Origin of the sequence: Achromobacter sp. JD-1 (assembly GCF_038594925.1) — a bacterium.
In the GTDB taxonomy this organism is placed as follows: domain Bacteria; phylum Pseudomonadota; class Gammaproteobacteria; order Burkholderiales; family Burkholderiaceae_B; genus Achromobacter; species Achromobacter spanius_C.
Genome location: NZ_JBCGCS010000013.1, coordinates 26,912 through 43,535, shown reverse-complemented (window position 1 = coordinate 43,535; position 16,624 = coordinate 26,912). Strand labels below are relative to the sequence as shown.

18 protein-coding genes are annotated in these 16,624 nt (G+C 64.3%); 4 read left to right on the top strand and 14 right to left on the bottom strand.

Annotated elements, in window-relative coordinates; genetic code table 11:
- Positions 1-101: 101 nt before the first annotated feature.
- From WBR68_RS19775 to surE, 9 genes are all read right to left on the bottom strand, one after another.
- Positions 102-1,283: an MFS transporter gene (locus tag WBR68_RS19775; RefSeq protein WP_230695041.1), complete on the bottom strand. Its 1,182-nt coding sequence runs from the start codon at positions 1,281-1,283 to the stop codon at positions 102-104.
- Positions 1,284-1,379: 96 nt separating this feature from the next.
- Positions 1,380-2,276 (bottom strand): LysR substrate-binding domain-containing protein, encoded by an 897-nt coding sequence (locus WBR68_RS19770; protein ID WP_050446934.1) that lies wholly within the window; start codon positions 2,274-2,276, stop codon positions 1,380-1,382.
- A 10-nt stretch (positions 2,277-2,286) separates the two neighbouring features.
- Positions 2,287-2,634 carry an Imm51 family immunity protein gene (locus WBR68_RS19765; protein WP_230695040.1) on the bottom strand — a complete coding sequence of 116 codons (348 nt, stop codon included), beginning with the start codon at positions 2,632-2,634 and terminating at the stop codon, positions 2,287-2,289.
- A gap of 267 nt (positions 2,635-2,901) precedes the next feature.
- Positions 2,902-3,654, bottom strand: coding sequence for a TorF family putative porin (locus WBR68_RS19760; RefSeq protein ID WP_050446935.1), 753 nt, complete (start codon positions 3,652-3,654; stop codon positions 2,902-2,904).
- 395 nt (positions 3,655-4,049) lie between these two features.
- Complete coding sequence (locus WBR68_RS19755) at positions 4,050-4,682, bottom strand: hypothetical protein (RefSeq protein ID WP_230695039.1); 633 nt, start codon at positions 4,680-4,682, stop codon at positions 4,050-4,052.
- A gap of 186 nt (positions 4,683-4,868) precedes the next feature.
- Complete coding sequence (locus tag WBR68_RS19750; protein WP_050446937.1) at positions 4,869-5,648, bottom strand: 3'-5' exonuclease; 780 nt, start codon at positions 5,646-5,648, stop codon at positions 4,869-4,871.
- A complete protein-coding gene (locus WBR68_RS19745) occupies positions 5,645-6,496 on the bottom strand; it encodes a peptidoglycan DD-metalloendopeptidase family protein (protein ID WP_050446938.1) in 852 nt (283 codons plus the stop codon). The genes WBR68_RS19750 and WBR68_RS19745 overlap by 4 nt, the downstream gene beginning before the upstream one ends.
- 17 nt (positions 6,497-6,513) lie before the next feature.
- Positions 6,514-7,338: a protein-L-isoaspartate(D-aspartate) O-methyltransferase gene (locus tag WBR68_RS19740; RefSeq protein ID WP_050446939.1), complete on the bottom strand. Its 825-nt coding sequence runs from the start codon at positions 7,336-7,338 to the stop codon at positions 6,514-6,516.
- The gene (gene surE, locus WBR68_RS19735) at positions 7,323-8,081 is read right to left on the bottom strand and encodes a 5'/3'-nucleotidase SurE (RefSeq protein WP_050446940.1); all 759 of its coding nucleotides are present in this window, start codon (positions 8,079-8,081) and stop codon (positions 7,323-7,325) included. The genes WBR68_RS19740 and surE overlap by 16 nt, the downstream gene beginning before the upstream one ends.
- Positions 8,082-8,273: 192 nt before the next feature.
- Between surE and plsY the strand changes: the two genes are divergently transcribed.
- Entirely contained in the window at positions 8,274-8,915 is a 642-nt protein-coding gene (plsY, locus tag WBR68_RS19730) for a glycerol-3-phosphate 1-O-acyltransferase PlsY (RefSeq protein WP_050446941.1), read from the top strand.
- 40 nt (positions 8,916-8,955) lie between these two features.
- On the opposite strand, the gene tsaD is transcribed toward plsY, so the two are convergent.
- Complete coding sequence (gene tsaD / locus WBR68_RS19725; RefSeq protein ID WP_050446942.1) at positions 8,956-9,987, bottom strand: tRNA (adenosine(37)-N6)-threonylcarbamoyltransferase complex transferase subunit TsaD; 1,032 nt, start codon at positions 9,985-9,987, stop codon at positions 8,956-8,958.
- 111 nt (positions 9,988-10,098) lie between these two features.
- Here tsaD and WBR68_RS19720 point away from each other — a divergent pair, with 111 nt between their 5' ends.
- The 3 genes from WBR68_RS19720 (at position 10,099) to trxA (ending at position 13,223) form a co-directional block, all read left to right on the top strand.
- Positions 10,099-11,391 (top strand): NCS2 family permease, encoded by a 1,293-nt coding sequence (locus tag WBR68_RS19720; RefSeq protein WP_127184689.1) that lies wholly within the window; start codon positions 10,099-10,101, stop codon positions 11,389-11,391.
- Between the two features lie 261 nt (positions 11,392-11,652).
- Complete coding sequence (locus WBR68_RS19715; RefSeq protein WP_050446944.1) at positions 11,653-12,675, top strand: LLM class flavin-dependent oxidoreductase; 1,023 nt, start codon at positions 11,653-11,655, stop codon at positions 12,673-12,675.
- Between the two features lie 173 nt (positions 12,676-12,848).
- The gene (trxA, locus tag WBR68_RS19710) at positions 12,849-13,223 is read left to right on the top strand and encodes a thioredoxin (protein WP_050446945.1); all 375 of its coding nucleotides are present in this window, start codon (positions 12,849-12,851) and stop codon (positions 13,221-13,223) included.
- A 144-nt stretch (positions 13,224-13,367) separates the two neighbouring features.
- Here trxA and WBR68_RS19705 read toward each other — a convergent pair whose 3' ends face one another.
- Genes WBR68_RS19705 through WBR68_RS19690 form a run of 4 tightly spaced genes read right to left on the bottom strand, consistent with a single transcriptional unit; the run spans position 13,368 to position 16,598 of the window.
- A complete protein-coding gene (locus WBR68_RS19705; RefSeq protein ID WP_230695038.1) occupies positions 13,368-13,955 on the bottom strand; it encodes an IMPACT family protein in 588 nt (195 codons plus the stop codon).
- Between the two features lie 36 nt (positions 13,956-13,991).
- The gene (locus tag WBR68_RS19700; RefSeq protein ID WP_050447015.1) at positions 13,992-14,819 is read right to left on the bottom strand and encodes a transporter substrate-binding domain-containing protein; all 828 of its coding nucleotides are present in this window, start codon (positions 14,817-14,819) and stop codon (positions 13,992-13,994) included.
- Positions 14,820-14,829: 10 nt separating this feature from the next.
- Positions 14,830-15,603: an ABC transporter permease gene (locus WBR68_RS19695; RefSeq protein ID WP_050446946.1), complete on the bottom strand. Its 774-nt coding sequence runs from the start codon at positions 15,601-15,603 to the stop codon at positions 14,830-14,832.
- On the bottom strand, positions 15,600-16,598 hold the full coding sequence (locus WBR68_RS19690) for an ABC transporter substrate-binding protein (protein ID WP_050446947.1): 999 nt from the start codon (positions 16,596-16,598) through the stop codon (positions 15,600-15,602). The genes WBR68_RS19695 and WBR68_RS19690 overlap by 4 nt, the downstream gene beginning before the upstream one ends.
- Positions 16,599-16,624: the final 26 nt, after the last annotated feature.

The window sequence follows — 16,624 nt, the reverse complement described above, 5'->3', positions numbered from 1 at the left end:
TTACACGCAACCCATGATTGTAAAAGGACTCCGTGCATTCCCGGAAATGGTCTTTGACGGGGCCGGACCGCCCCGCCTCCCCGCCCGCCGGCAAGCCCAGGTTATGCAGCCTGCCTGCGGCGCAAGCGCAACGATTGCAGGCACAGCGCCCCCATTGCGGCCAGAGCGGCGGCGGCGCCCACCAGCGGCAGCACCGGCAAACCCAGCCACGCGATCGTCAGGCTGCCCAAGCCGCCCCCCACCGCCGTGCCCAGGTTGAACGAAGCGATGTTCAGCCCAGCGGCCACCGCCGTGGCGGCCGGCACGCGGCGTTGCGCCAGCTTCAGCAAACGCAGCGTCAACACCGTCACGATGCAAAAGAACACCAGGCCCAGCACGCCCGCCAGCGCCAGCACGGCGTAGCCCGAGGCGCGGAACTGGTAGAGGCCCAGCAGCGTCGCAAAGAGGCAAGTCAACGCCAGCAACGCGGCGCGGTCGGGATCCATCTTGTCGACCAGGTAGCCGCCCAGCAGGTTGCCACCAATGGAAAACAGCCCGAACAACAGCATCGCCGTACTGAGCCGCTGCACGCCCACGCCGGTGACCTGCAATAAATAGGGCGAAATAAAGGTGAAAAAGCAGAAGGTCGCCACGCTGACCAAGGCCCCCACCCCTGCCGTCATCAGCATTTGCGGGTGAGCGATGGCACGCAGCGCAGCCATGGCGCCGGGCCTGCCCTGCGCCGCCGTAGCGGCGCCCGCGTCACGCGGCATGCACCACAGCAAGCCGGCCAAGCCCAGCACGGCCAACGCGCCAATCGCCAGGAACACCGCGCGCCATGACCAGACGCTGCCCAGAAACGTGCCCAGCGGTACACCCAGCGCCAACGCTAGCGTCAGGCCGATCCACACCACCGCCACGGCGCGTCCGGCGCGCGCCTCGTCGACCAGCCGGGTGGCGGCGTCGGACGCCACCGCCATGAACACGCCATGCGCCAGCCCCACGGCAAACCGCAAGCCCAGCAGCATCGGCAGCGTGCCCGACAGGCTCATCAGGACGCTACCCACCGCCAGCACCCCCATGGCCCACGCCAGGGTGCGCCGGTCTCGCCAGTGCGCAACCAAGGCGGTCAGCAGGGGCGCGCCGATGGCCGCGCCGAAGGCATAGGCGGCGATTGCCGTGCCGACCGCCTCGATCTTGGCGTGCAGGCCATCGGCCATGGCCGAGACCAGGCCGGCCACCACGAATTCAGACAGGCCGAATGCAAAGGTGCAGACGGAGAAAAGATAGACAGCGATAGGCATGGCGTTCAAAGGTCAGCAAAGACAGCCGCCGAGCTTAGAAGCGCCACCGTGCGCCGTAAAATAGTTTATTTATCGCTAAATAAGACTTCTATCGTCTTATTTGATCAGCCGAACGGCGTCGATCAAGCGATCCCGCACAGGCGACGCCCGCTCTGCATTCCACGCCATCAGCAATTCCACATGCCGCAGCGCCTCGGGCGCATCGGCGGCTATGGGGCGGAACACGACGTCGTCGCCCCCGGCCTGGGCCAGCGACGCGGGCAGCAAGGCCACGCCGAAGCCCGCTGCCACCAAGGCCGCCACCGTCTGCAACTGGCGGGCCTCCTGCGTCACTTTGGGCACGAAGCCCGCCGTTTGGCAGAGCTGGGTGAGTTGATCGTGAAAGCCTTGCCCCAAGCGCCGGGGCGAGCCCACGAACGGCTCGTCTTTCAAGGCGGCCAAGTCCACCACCGCTTCGCCTTCCAGGCGATGCCCGGCCGGCAAGGCAACCTGGATAGGCTCTTGCAACAGGCGGTCGAATTGCAGGCTGGGCGTGGTGGCGCCGGGTGTACGCATGAAACCGATATCGGCGCGCCCTGCCTCCAGCGCCTGCACTTGCTCGTGCGTGGTCGCCTCTTGCAAGGTGAAAGCGACCGCCGGATTCGCATCGCGAAAACCACGCAACGCACGCAGCAGCGGAGCATACGGCGCGATATTGATGAACGTCAGCGTCAAATGGCCGTCCATGCCTTGCGCCACGCGCCGCGTATGCGCCACGCTGTCTTCGAGTTCACCCAGGATGCGGCGCGCGGACTGCAGGAATGCCGCGCCCGCCGCCGTCAGGGCCACGCTGCGATTGGTGCGCTCAAACAACTGCGCGCCAATTTCAGCTTCAAGCCGACGGATGGCCTGGCTGAGCGGCGGCTGCGCCATGTGCAGGCGCTGCGCCGCGCGATTGAAATGCAGGGTTTCCGCCACGGCGACAAACTGCCGCAATAACCGGGTTTCGATCATTGCGGCGCGATCAGTCCAGCTCAGCCCGGGAAAACAGGTCTTGAATCAGCTTCCTGTCTTCGCAAGCGGCCTTGAACGCCAGCGCGAAGGTCTTGAGCGCTTCGCTATCGGACGAATAGGCGCAGAACGTATCGGCTTCCGGATCGAAATCGATCAACTCATCGAGTTCGGGCGTTTTCTCGTTCAGAAAAACCAGCGCCAACGACGTCCAGTCGTAGCCCGTGCCCAGAAACCCCTCTTCCCTTCTGCGGCGAAAAACCTCTTCCTTGTATTCCCCGACATTGAGGCTTACCGAGAAGTTGCCTTCGTACTCCATCCAGGAAAACGGCTTGATTGTTTCTTCGAAATCGATAGTCACTGCGCTCAAAGCTCCTTGAATCGCCGGCCGCCGACAGTAGCGGCCAGGCTGATGCGTGGAAAGTCCCCTCCGCATCTTGTGCGCGCCCATTAGAGGCAATTATTGCGATGAGTGCAACGCGGTTCGTCGTGAAGGCCGCCTTGCCCGGGGACTTTGGCGCCCATTGCAGGATAAAAAAAGGGGAATGGAAGGGGACTGTCCCATCAGACAGTCTCCTTCCATTCCCCAAAAGCCGGCGCCATTTACAGCGCCGCCACGGATTTCAAATCAGAACGCACGCGCCACGGAAAACACCGCGCCTATCCGGCCGGAAGGATGGCCGTATTTGGTGGGCAACCAGTTGTCCTTGGTGGCGCCCACTGCGGCCAACCCCAGCACCCAGCCCTTCAGGTCTTTGGTGACGCCGACCTTGTAGTCGACGTAGTGGCCGATGGAGTCGCCGTCCATATTGGATTGGTTTTTCAGCTTTTGATAACCCAGGTGGCCCAGCAAGCCCCAGCCGTCGCCCAGATCAAAGGTGGCCGTGCCGTCCAGGTACCAGGTGCCTTTGCTGTCGGGCGTACTGAAAAAGTCGCTGGGCGTGTAGGAATACTTCAACGAGTAGTTCCCGTAGGAGGCGCCCAGGTACAGGTCGGTGTTGTTGTAGTTGCCGCCCTTCGGGGAGCTGGAACCGGGGTAGTAGTAGTGCAGCACGCCGGCATCCAGGGTAAAGCCGCCGCCTACGTCGCCTTTCCAGCCGCCGTAGAAATCCATTTCCAGGTTGCCATCGGTGAACACGAAATCAGAGACGTTGGAGTTCCAGTTGCCGAGATAGAAGCCAGAGCTATGGGCCAGATCAAACCCCACCTGCACGGCAGGCCGGAAGTCAGTTTGGGAATAGCCGCGGAAGCGGTAGTCGCTGACGATGGCGGCGTTGCCGCTAAGCGAAAATCCGGCTCCCAGGTCGGTGGGTTCGGCCTGGGCGGTCGAGGCGAAACAAGCGGCAAGCGCAAAAGGCAAGGCTAGCAACGTCTTCTTCATGGTGCGGAGTCCTGATCGGATTTAACGAGGAGGAGGAGGACGGCCTGTGGCGCCTCCCTCTGACCGGCTTTGCAGCGGTTGGTTACCGGTTCATTCTTCCTGAAGCAATGTCCGTGCCAGGTTTCAGCGAGATGACACGCGGGTCGCGCCTGAAGTAATGCCACAGTGACAAGCAGTAATTCCGACACAGAACGCACGCGCACACGCACCAGAAGCGGGCGCATCCCGTCACGCCAGCGTGACGCCGTGCATCAACATGGGGAATCTGCGCCAAACTGGTTCAACGCGCGGGCTCGTGCAGACCACTGGAACAAACAAAAACCCGGCACGCGGGGAACGCGTCCGGGTTTGGTGAAATGGCGTCCGCCCCGTGATGGCAGCGAACGGTGGCTGGTTTAGTTGGCCGAAGGCGGCGGAGGCGGAGGCGCGTCGGCGCCAGCGGGCGGAGGCGGCGGCATGCCGCCCTTGCCCTTGCCATGGCGTGCTTCCATCTTGGCGTGGCGTTCCTGCATCTTGGCTTCGCGGTCCTTGACGATCTTCGTCACCTGCCCACGTTGCGTATCGTTCAGGCTGTCCCACACCGCCAGCCATTGCTCGCGCACCTGCTTGGCTTCAGCACCGAACTGATCGCGCGATTGCTCCGATTGCGCCATCAGCGCGCGGGGGTCAAGCTTGCCGCTGTCCAGTTGCGACTTCAACAGATCATGGCGCTTGCCACCGGCTTCGCGCATGGTCTTGTGCAGATCGCGCTGGCCTTCCTGTGCGGTCTTGAACAGCGCCTGCTGTTTCTCGTCCAGCTTCAGCTGATCAACCTGCGCCTTGGATACGGGCCCCAGGCCGGGGATGAACAGGCCGTCGCGCATTCCCTTGTGGAACTCGCCACCGCGCGGGCCGTGGTGATGCATGGCGGCTGGGCCGCCGTCGGCGGGAGCCGGAGGCGCGGCCACGGCGGAGCCAGCCACCAAGCCGCCGGTCGCGGCGACAAATGCAAGAGCGGCCAAATTGGAGCGAAGTGCGAATCGGGACATGTGTGTCTCCTGAAAGTGAAGAAAGCGAGGCAATTGTGCGGTTGGCCCGGTTTCAACCGGGTTTCGCCGTCGCGGTCCATGTTTCAGTCGATTGCGCCTGCACCAGACGTGAAAACGGGGCCTTGCGGACCCCGTCAAGTCCTGGTTTGCCTGGTTTGCATCTACACGCCAACGCAAGGCCCGGCTTCAGATGGCGTCCCAGGCCGCCATGTATTCCTTCCAGTGCGGCGCGTCGCTGGCCGACAGCGTGTCGCGCACCAGGGAGACTTCGGCGTCGTAGCCGGTGCGGTCCAGCTCGCCACGCAGAAAGCGGAAGCGGCAGTACACCAGCCAGGTGTTGACGACGTCGGTTTCGCAATAGGCGCGCACTTCGTCGGCGCGGCCCGTGTTCCAGGCTTCCCATACCTTGCTGCCGTCCATGCCGAGCTTGCCGGGAAAGCCGCACAGCTTGGCCAGGTCATCCAGCGGCGCGTTGGCACGCCCGTTGTACTTGGCCAGCACATCCATCAAGTCCACATGGCGCGTGTGGTAGCGCGCAATGTAGTTGTTGAACTTGAAGTCGCGATCTTCTTCGCCCATGTCCCAATAGCGCGGCGCGGGCACGCCCAGGATCAGGCTGCGGTAATGCAAAACCGGCAGGTCGAAACCCGATCCGTTCCAGCTCACCAGCTTGGGCGTGTAGCGTTCGATGGTCTTGAAGAAGCCCGCCAGCAAGGCGGCCTCGGGGTCATCGGGCTGCCCCAGCGTCTTGACGCGAAAGCCTTGGTCGTCGCGGAACACGCAACCCACCACCGCGACCTTGTGCAAGTGCAGCGGCAGGAAATCATGCCCCACGGCTTCACGGCGCGCGGCCAGCGCACGCTCGACGACGTCCTGATCCGAAACATCCGCCCCCCAGCCGTTGAGCTTGCGCAGCCCATCGGCGTCAGGGATGGTTTCCAGGTCGAATACCAGGGTGGGCGTCATTTTGCGGGCAGGTACTGCATGGGATCGACCGGCGTGCCCTGGCGGCGAATTTCAAAGTGCAGACGCGGCGACGTCGTGTCGCTCTGGCCAAGTTCGGCGATCTTGGCGCCGCGCTTGACGTTCTGCCCCGTCTTCACGAGCAAGGAGCGGTTGTGCGCGTAGGCCGTGATGAAACCGTTCTGGTGTTCAACGATGATCAGGTTGCCCAAACCGCGCACGCCGTTGCCGCTGTACTTGACCAGGCCATCCGCGGCGGCGGTGATCGGGTCACCCAGGGCGCCGGAAATGTCGATGCCCTTGCTGCTGGCGTTGAAGGTCTGCACGATGGGGCCGCTAGCCGGCCATGCCCAATTGATGACGCTGGCGTCTGCCGCGCGCGGCGCGGGCTTGACTTCGACCGGCGCTGGCGCGGGCGTGGCGTCGGGCGGCGGATTGGTGGCGGTGGAACTGTCAGGCTGGTCCAGCGGACGCGGCTGCGGCTTGGCGCTGGCGATGGGGGCCGGTTGCGCACCCGTGCTGGCGCCGCCCGACATCTTCAGCACCTGGCCTACCGAGATCTGGTTGGGATCGCTGAGGTTGTTCCAGCGCTTGACGCTTTCGATATCCACGTTGTTGGCGCGGGCGATCTTGTACAGCGTGTCGCCCGGCTTGACCACATAGCTGCCACCGGGTTGTACCGACGACGGCTGTCCGTTGGTCATGTCGACCACCGGAGCACGAGTTCCTTTTGATGCGCAGCCGGCCAGAATAGCCAGGCTGAGTGCCCCCGCGATAAAGAGCGGGCGGCGCAGGCGCGTCATGGACGCGCCCATAGTCATATCGGTCAGTTGCGACTGCCCGTTGAGCATACGTTTCTCCTGTTTGCTCAAGATTGTATTCCGGCGCGTAGCGGCACAAAGCGCACGGCCTCTAATTCAGTGCGTTTCCAACTGGCCGCGCCGGTGCGTTCAATCAACACCAAGCGCTGGTTGGTGCCCCCTTCGGGAGCGATCAGGCGTCCGCCAGGCGCAAGCTGCGTAAGCAGCGCTTGCGGAATGGCCAGGCCAGCGGCAGCCACAACGATAGCATCGAACGGCGCCACGCCGGGCAGGCCCAGCGTGCCATCGCCGTAGATCAGACGGATGCGCGTGGTCAGCCGCAAGGCGCGCAGATGCTCGCGCGCCAGTTCGTAAAGGCCGCGGATACGTTCGATGGAATGCACTTCACGCACAAACTGCGCCAGCACCGCCGCCTGATAGCCGCAGCCCGCGCCCACTTCCAGCACGCGCGTCGGCGTGCGGTCGTCGCACGCTGCCGCGATCATACGTGCCACCACCCAGGGTTGCGAGATGGTTTGCGAATGCCCGATGGGCAACGCCGCGTCTTCGTAGGCTCGGCTGGCCAGCGCTTCATCCACGAACAGATGACGTGGCACCGCGGCCATTGCGTTCAGCACGCGCTCGTCGCTGATGCCCTGCCCACGCAAGCGCTGCACCATGGCTTGACGCAAGCGGTCAGAGTTCAAACCCAGATTGTTGCCCGAGGCAGGCGTGGGCGCCTGCGTCTGACGCGGCAAAGTGGCCGCGGAAATACGGGTGTTGCTGTTGGTCGCGGTGACGCCGGGGCTGAGCCGGCCTGAGTCGTAGCGAACCGGGCTGGGCCGTCCGGGCACTGCCTGCGACACATCAGGTTGACTTACGCGTTTGCGCATAACGGCTCTGCCCAAGTTCGGATTTCGTCCAGTTGACTGTGCTGGGTCAGGTCCAGCCGCAAAGGCGTCACGGATACCGTGCCCTGCTCCACCGCATGAAAATCAGTGCCCGGCGTGGCATCGGCGGCCAAGCCGACGGGGCCGATCCAATACACCGTATCGCCGTAGGGGGTGGTGGTACGCACGACGGGCTGCGACGGATGGCGCTTGCCCAGCCGCGTGACCGCAAAGCCGTGCAGGTCTTCAAAGCGGCGGTTGGGGATGTTGACGTTCAGCAGCACGGGCGCGGCCAGAGGCTGCGCCAGATGACGTTCCACCACCAGCCGGGCGGCGCGCGCGGCGGAATCGATGTGTTCCCAGCCCTTCTCGGCCAACGAAAAGGCGATGGCGGGAATACCGAACAGATAGCCTTCGCTGGCTGCCGCCACGGTGCCCGAATAGAGCGTGTCGTCGCCCATGTTGGCGCCGTTGTTGATGCCGGACACGACGAGGTCGGGTCGCGCATCCATCAAACCCGTCAGCGCCACGTGCACGCAATCGGACGGGGTGCCGTTGACGGCAATGAAGCCGTTCGAGGCCGTGCGAACCGTCAAGGGCCGGTTCAGCGTCAGGGAATTAGAGGCGCCGCTGTGGTTGGTCTCGGGCGCGACGACGGTAAGATCGCCCAAACCCTGCAGCGCCTCGACCAGCGCTTCCAGCCCAGGGGCAGAGTAACCATCATCGTTCGAAACCAGAATTCGCATTGTGCATCCGAAAGAAAATAAAACGCGGTTGGACGTGTCGGATTGTACCGTCCGCCGCGTCACCCCGTATGACCGTGTGCATCCGTGGGGCATGCGGGCCACGCTCGATAACCCGTACCCAGTGGTTGCGCGCGGCGCGGTAGAATCCGCAGCCATTACGACAACAACCGACAACAACGGACTCCCTTATCCATGGCGATTACCGAACCCTCGCTGGCGTTCACCGCTGCGCTTGTCCTGCTGGCCTACCTGATCGGCTCCGTGCCCTTCGCCGTGGTGGTCAGCAAGCTGATGGGGCTGCAGGACCCCCGCAGTTACGGGTCCAAGAACCCCGGCGCCACCAATGTGCTGCGCACCGGCAACAAGACCGCCGCCGCGCTGACCTTGCTGGGCGACGCCGCCAAGGGCTGGTTCGCGATCTGGCTGGCCGAAAGGCTGGCCCCCGGCATCGCCCCCGTCGGCTTGGCGCTGGTGGCGCTGGCCGCTTTCGTCGGCCATCTGTACCCGGTTTTCCTGCGCTTCAAGGGCGGCAAGGGCGTGGCGACCGCACTGGGCGTGCTGGTGGCGATTCAGCCCTGGCTGGCCGTGGCCACCGCCGCCACCTGGCTGATCATCGCCGTGTTTTTCCGCTATTCGTCCCTGGCGTCGCTGGTGGCGGCGTTCTTTGCGCCCGTCTATTACGTCTTTGGCTCGGGGCTGGCCTGGCACGCTAAGCCGGCGCTGGGCGTGGCCTTGGCGGTGATTGGCGTGCTGCTGTTCTACCGTCACCGCGCCAACATCGCGCGCCTGGTGCAAGGCACGGAAAGCAAAATCGGCGGCGGCAAGAAGAAGTAGTTCTGTCTTGCCGGCCGGTGGAACGAGGAACGTGAACCGGTCAGGCAATATCCGCCAGGTCCCAACGTGGTTTCACCGTGAAGCTGTGCGCATCCGCGTCCAGGGTCACAAGCCCCGCCTTGACGCGCTCGGCCGCCGCGAAGGCGATCATTGCGCCGTTGTCGGTGCATAGCTCAAGCGGCGGGAAATAGGCTTGCGCGCGCAAGGGCTTGAGCGCCGCGGCCAGCTTGGCGCGCAGCAACTGGTTGGCGCCCACGCCGCCCGCCACGACCAGGCGGCGCAGCCCGGTCTGCTTGAGCGCCTTGATGGCCTTGGCCGCCAGCACATCGACAATTGCCCCTTGGGTGGCCGCCGCCAGGTCGGCACGGGTCTGATCGTCCAGCCCCCCTTCCTTTTCAGCCGCCTTGACGCGCGTCAGCACCGCCGTCTTCAGGCCGCTGAAGCTGAAATCCAGGTCGCCGCTATGCAGCATGGGGCGCGGCAAATCAAAACGGGTCGCGTCGCCCTGCCCCGCCAGTTTGGCCAGCGCCGGACCGCCGGGGTAGCCCAGGCCCATCAGCTTGGCCGACTTGTCAAAGGCTTCGCCCGCGGCGTCATCCAGCGTTTCGCCCAACAGTTCGTAGCGGCCCACGCCATCCACGCGCATCAGTTGCGTATGGCCGCCTGACACCAGCAGCGCCACGAAGGGGAAGTCGGGGCGCGGGTCCGCCAGCATCGGCGACAACAGATGGCCTTCCAGGTGGTGGATGCCGATGGCGGGCAAGTGGCGCGACCACGCGAATGACTGCGCGACGCTGGCGCCCACCAGCAAGGCCCCCGCCAGACCCGGCCCCGCCGTGTAGGCGACGGCGCCAATGTCCGACATTTGCAGGCCGGCGTCTTGCAGCACCTGGCGGGTCAAGGGCACGACGCGGCGAATATGGTCGCGCGACGCGAGTTCCGGCACCACGCCACCATATTCCTGGTGCATGGCGATTTGGGTATGCAGCGCGTGCGCCAGCAGACCGCGTTCCGTACAGACGGCTGCGACACCGGTTTCGTCGCAGGAGCTTTCAAAGCCGAGGATAATCATGGCGGCAGAGTTTACAACTGATGCGAAAATACGCCTGTTTTGAAATCGCGCGGCGCCCATCGGCCACCGCCTACAACAACCTACAAGCCTGCAAACACACTGGGGACTGGAATGCTGGAGAAGTTATTCAAGCTGCGTGAACACGGCACCACGGCGCGCACCGAAATCGTGGCTGGCCTGACGACGTTCCTGACGATGTCATACATCATCTTCGTCAACCCGGACATCCTGTCGTCCACCGGCATGGACCGCGACGCCGTCTTCGTGGCCACCTGCCTGGCGGCCGCGCTGGGCTCACTGGTGATGGCGCTGGTGGCCAACTGGCCAATCGGCATGGCGCCCGGCATGGGCCTGAACGCGTTCTTCGCCTTCACCGTTGTCAAGACCATGGGCTACACCTGGGAGCAGGCGCTGGGCGCCGTATTCATCTCGGGCGTGATCTTCCTGATCTTGACGATATCGGGCATCCGCGTGTGGCTCGTCAAAGGCATACCGCATTCCCTGCGCAGCGCCATCGCGGCGGGCATCGGGCTGTTCCTGGCGATTATCGCGCTGTCCAGCGCGGGCATTGTGGTTGCCCATCCGGCCACCAAGGTTTCCCTGGGCAACCTGACGGCGCATGGCCCGCTGTTTGCCATCCTGGGCTTTTTCATCATCGCTTCGCTGGACGCCTTGCGCGTGCGCGGCGCCATCCTGATCGGCATCATCGTCGTCACCGTGTTGTCGATGGCGCTGGGCTACAACGAATTCAAGGGCATCTTCTCGGCCCCGCCCAGCCTGGCCCCCACCTTCCTGAAGCTGGATATCCTGGGCGCGCTGCACAGTGGTTTCGTGCATGTGATTCTGGTGTTCGTGCTGGTTGAAGTGTTCGACGCCACCGGCACGCTGGTCGGCGTGGCCAAGCGCGCCGGCCTGGTCCCGGAAGGCCGCCCCAACCGCCTGGGCCGCGCGCTGTTCGCCGACAGCACGGCCATCGTCGCCGGTTCCGCGCTGGGCACCAGCAGCACCACCGCGTTCGTGGAAAGCGCCTCGGGCGTACAGGCCGGGGGCCGCACCGGCATGACCGCCCTGGTGGTGGCCCTGCTGTTCCTGGCCGCGCTGTTCATCTCGCCCTTGGCTGGCGCCGTGCCCGCCTACGCCACGGCTCCTGCCCTGCTCTATGTGGCCGGCCTGATGATGCGCGAACTGATCGACATCGACTGGAACGAAGTCACCGAAGCCACGCCGGCTGCGCTGACGGCGCTGGTCATGCCCTTCACGTACTCCATCGCCAACGGCATCGCCTTTGGTTTCATCAGCTACGTGGTGCTGAAAACCGCCACCGGCAAGATCCGCGACGTGCATCCGGCCACCTGGTTGGTCGCTGTTCTGTTCGTGATCCGCTACGCCTTTTTCCCCGAATAGCCTGGGTAGAAGTCAGCTTTCAGTCAGCCGCCCGGCGTTGCCGTGGCGGCTTTTTCGTCTGAAGTCTGCATCGTTGATTGGCTGAGGCAATGACACGCATAGCCCCGCCCAATACAACCCGCCCACCCATAAGGTTGCTGCCTGCCTCGGTTGAATTCGTCGATACACTCCCCATGTATCCCGTATGGAGTTCACCTTGCGCCTTACTCGCCTTATCCCCGCGTTGCCGTCCTGTCTTGCCCTGAACGAGGGGATGTCCGCATGAGCGCCCTTGCCCGCATCCCGTTTTCGGTCCTTGATCTGGCCCCTATTGTTCAGGGCCGTGACGCTGCCGACGCGTTTCGCAATACCGTGGCGGTGGCCCAGCATGTGGAGCGGTTGGGCTACAACCGCTTCTGGTTGGCCGAGCACCACAACATCAATGGCATAGCGTCCAGCGCCACCGCCGTGTTGATCGGCCATGTGGCCAGCCAGACACGCACCCTGCGCGTCGGATCGGGCGGCATCATGTTGCCGAATCATGCGCCGCTGATCATCGCCGAGCAATTTGGCACGCTGGAAACCCTGTACCCGGGCCGTATCGACTTAGGCCTGGGCCGTGCACCTGGCAGCGATGGCGCCACGCAGCACGCGCTGCGCCGGGGCCCGCGCAGCGGGCTGGAGTTTCCGGCGCTGGTTGAAGAACTGCGTGGTTTCCTGGCGGCTTCCCGGCCGGGCCAGCCCGTGCGCGCCATTCCCGGCGAGGGGTTGGACATCCCGATCTGGCTATTGGGGTCCAGTGATTTCAGCGCGCGCCTGGCCGCCGAACTGGGTCTGCCGTTTTCTTTCGCGGGGCATTTCTCGCCGGAAGGCATGGCCGCGATGCGGCTGTACCGGCACTTGTTCAAGCCGTCGGAGACGCTGTCGCGCCCTTACGCGATGATCGGCGTACCGGTGGTGGCGGCCGAATCCGACGAAGCCGCCCAGCGCCAATCGACCACGCAGCAACTGAAATTCCTGTCGCTGGTGCGTGGCCACCGCCTGCAATTGCAGCCGCCGGTGGACAGCATGGACGGCTTATGGAACGAATGGGAGCGTGAGGCGGTCAATCAAAGACTGAGCGCTTCGATCGTGGGCGGACCGGACACCGTGAAGCGGCGGCTGGAAGCCCTGGTGGCCGAAACCGAGGCCGATGAAGTCATGATCGTGTCCGACTTTTTCGACATCGCCGATCGCCTGCGCTCTTTTGAGATTGTTGCGTCCTTGAAGAACGACGCGGGCGTCTCGACAAAAACCGCGGTCTGAGCACCGCTGACTGCGCTCTCCACAGCGCCAACCATTGCGACGCTGCCATCGCCCGCTCTACTATTGACCCAGAGCGCGTGGCACATAAAGCGTCGCCGAATCAGGCCGGGGCTGGCACACCCCGGATCCCCGATACCGCCTTTTTGCGCCGCGCTCCGCGGCAAGGATCCAAAATGAGTATTGTTGAACTCACCAAAGAAAGCTTCCAGGAAGCCATTACGCCTGACGGTACCCTGATCGTTGACTTCTGGGCTCCGTGGTGCGGCCCGTGCCGTGGCTTTGCTCCCGTTTTTGAGCAAGCCGCGACCGAGCACACCGACGTCACGTTTGCCAAGGTGAACACCGACGTCGAGCAGGAACTGGCCGGCGCGCTGGGAATTCGTTCAATTCCCACGCTGATGGTCTTCCGTGAGAAGGTCCTGCTGTTCTCGCAACCCGGTGCGCTGTCGGGCGGGCAGTTGAATGAGCTGCTGGCCAAGATCAAGGAAGTGGACATGGAAAAGGTCCACCAGGAAATCGCCGCGGCGCAAGACAGCCAGAACGCGTAAGTGCGTAAACACACAAGGGCCCGGTTCGCTATGATCCGGGCCCTTTTTCAATGCAGATGTGGGGCCGTCTTCGCAATCGGCCTGGCCACCACCGCCTCTATCGTCGGCCTGGCGCCATCGCCGTAGCCATCTCCATCAGCGTCGCTATGACAGCACTTCCCAGGCCGAGCGCCCGCGCGTGATGTTGGCGACGGTGACTTCCAGGTCACTTATCACGGTGCGCGGCGCCACGAAACATAGCGCCACGCCGTCTTCGTTGAAGTCTTCCTGCTGCACCACCGCGCCGGCCTGCGCCAGCCGCGACTTCAGCAGCGCCAGATCCGCAAAACCGCAGGCGCAGCGAACAGTGGCCAAGTCGACGATTTCGCTGCGCTGGCCCAACCGCAGGCAATTCGCCGCGCAGCCGCCATACGCCCGCACCAAGCCGCCAGCGCCCAGTTTGATGCCGCCGTACCAGCGCACCACCAGCACGGCCACACGATCCATGTCCTGGCCCTCGATCGCTTGCAGGATCGGTCGGCCCGCCGTACCGCCGGGCTCACCATCGTCGTTGAATCGGTATTCCTGCCCGATGCGATACGCCCAGCAGTTGTGGGTGGCCTCGGGGTCGCCGCGCTCGGCGAAGAATCGCATCGCCTCTTCCACGGTGGCAACCGGGGCGGCGTACGCGACGAAGCGGCTTTTCTTGATGTCTTCCTGATACGAGCAAGGAGCGGTCAACGTGTGCGTCATGCCCGGCATTGTAAGTGCTGGACCGCACGCGCCGCCCTAGCCGTGGCAGTCGGGCACTTCCTGGTCCAGGTAGACGTCGAAAGCGACGTCGCGCGCCCACTTCGCCGTCATCGCCTTCCAGGCGCCGGACTGGTTCCATGCCTTCATTTCGCTTGCCAGCCACGCTTGACTGGCCGAGTCCGCAGCGGACAACAGCCATACGCGTTCGCGCCGCGTGCCGTCCGGTTCCAGCGTGGAGGAGAACTTCTTCCATTCGGGAAAGCGCACCAGCGGCCCCCACACGGCGTCATCGACCAAGCCGACATCGCAAGCGCCTTCGCGCACCGCCACCAGCGCGTCGGACGGCACGCGGTAGGTGCGCACCACGGCGCCCCAGCTTTCGGCCAGCGCGCGCGTTTCGCTTGCCGCCTCGGCCATGCAGACGCTTCGACCCCGAACATCGGCCGGCGTGCGCAGGGTGGTGTCGCTGCGTATGACGGCCTTGGGGCGGGTGCGGTAACCGGTGGGTTGCACCGCCACGCCGGATGGCGGGGCGCTGGCTTGATCCGCCAGCACCACGTCCACCTCGCCGGCCGCCAAGCGTGCCCCGGCCTCGTCCGCCGGCACCTGCTGCAAGCGCACAGGCAGGCCCAGGCTCAGGCCCAGCTTTTCCGCCATGTTGGCGTCCAGCCCATGGGGGGTGCGTATCTTTGCCCCCGCAACAGGCAGCGGAGCCAGATACGGCACGCCCACCACCAATTCGCCGCGCGCCTTCGCGGCGGCAAAGCCCGCGGGTTGCTGCGCCTGCGCGGTCCCCGCGCCGGCAAGCAGCAGGCCAGCCGTCAGAGCGAACAGATGAGTCAGATGGGTCAGGCGCCGGATCATGGGCATGGACCTACACGTACTGGTAACGCAACAAGCGATGCTTGAGGTTTTCAAGCACGAACTGGTCGATCAAAGCAGCCAGCACGGCGATGACAAGGATGTTGGTCATCACGCCCGTCATGTCCGCGATCTCGCCCGAGTACGCCAGCGAGCGCCCCAGGCCCTTGCCGAAACCGATCAGCATTTCGGCCGAGATCAGCGCGCGCCAGGCGTTGCCAAAGGCAAGCTGCGCGCCCGTGATCAGTTCGGGCATGACGGCGGGCAGGTACACGCGCTTGACCAGGCCCCACCGCGTGGCGCCCATGACGCGCGCCGCCGACACATGCACACGTTGCACGGATTCGGTGGCGTTCATGACGCTGAGCGCGGCCGGGAAGAACGCCGACAGCGCCACCACCACGATGATGGGCGTGTTGCCAAAGCCCATCACGATCAGGAACAGCGGCACCCAGGCAATGGACGGAATCGATTGCAGGATGACAATGGCGCTGCGCAGCACTTCCCGAAAGAAGAACAGCACCGCCGCCACCAGCCCAAAGCCGATGCCCGCCAGCAGCGCCAGGCTATAACCTGCGCCCAGCCGGCCCAAGGTACCCATCAGGCTTTGATGGAAGGATTGCTTGCCCAGGTCTTCGAACAGGCGTTCGACAACGGCCGGCACGCCCGGCATCAGGAAATCAGGCAGGACGAACGCGGCCGATTGCCACAGCAGAAGAATGAAAAGGACACCCAAAACGCCCGCAAGATGCTTGCGGGCGCCGGTCACACGGGTAGACGAGCTCAAAGTTTGCGCGCCTCTTGCCAGGACAGATCAACGATGCTGGACACGTCGTACGGCTTGCCGTCGCGGGTCTTCAGCGAACCTTGGGCTTGCAGGATGTCCGCAATTTCCTGCATGCGCGCCGTGTCCTTCTCCGTCAGCTTGGGCGTGAACACCTGCGTGCTGATGGCTTCGGCGATCACCGTCTCACGCGGCAATTCGCCGCGCTTGAGCGTCTTCAAGGTGGGTTCGGCGATGAAGTAGGACGCGATCAGCTTGGACGCCTGCGCGGGTTCTTTCTGAAGCAGCGTGATGGCCTGGTTTTGCGCGTCCAGCGCCTTCCAGACATCGTCCTTGCGCTTGGCCAGCGTTTCGCCCGAGGTGATCACGACCATGCACGGGAACGGCCAGGCCTGACCCACTTCGTAGATCTGCTTGACCGGCGCCACCAACTGCGCAATGCGGTCATAGGGTTCGAACAGGAAAGCCGCGTCCACGCGCTTGCCCACCAGCGACTGCACGGCAACGGCCGGGCTCACACCCATGATGTTGACGTCGTCGGCGTTCAGCTTGCCTTGCTTGAGCACCACGCCCTTCAAGACTACGTCCGCGGTGCTGCCTTCGGCTTGCGAGGCCAGCGTCTTGCCCTTCAGACCGGCGATGTCCTGGATGCCGGAATCGTCACGCACGACCAGCGAGTGATAGCCCTGCTGCGCGCCGCCCACCACTTTCAGGTCTGCGCCCTTCGAGGCCCACGCCACGGCGTTGGTAAAGCCCAGCACGCCGATATCCAGCTGACCACCGACAATCGCCTTGATCAGGTCAGTGCCCGACTTGAATTCGATCAGCTCGGAATCCAGACCGGCCTTTTGATAGAAACCGCCCTCTTGGGCCACGATCGCTTGCGCGTCGTCCATCACCCGCAGATAGCCCACGCGGAACTTTTCGGCGGCCATTGCAGGGGCCGCGGCCAGCAGCGCGGCCGCCAGCGGCAGGGAAAGCCATTGCTTGAATTTCATCAGAGGAACTCCAGGGGATACAAGGT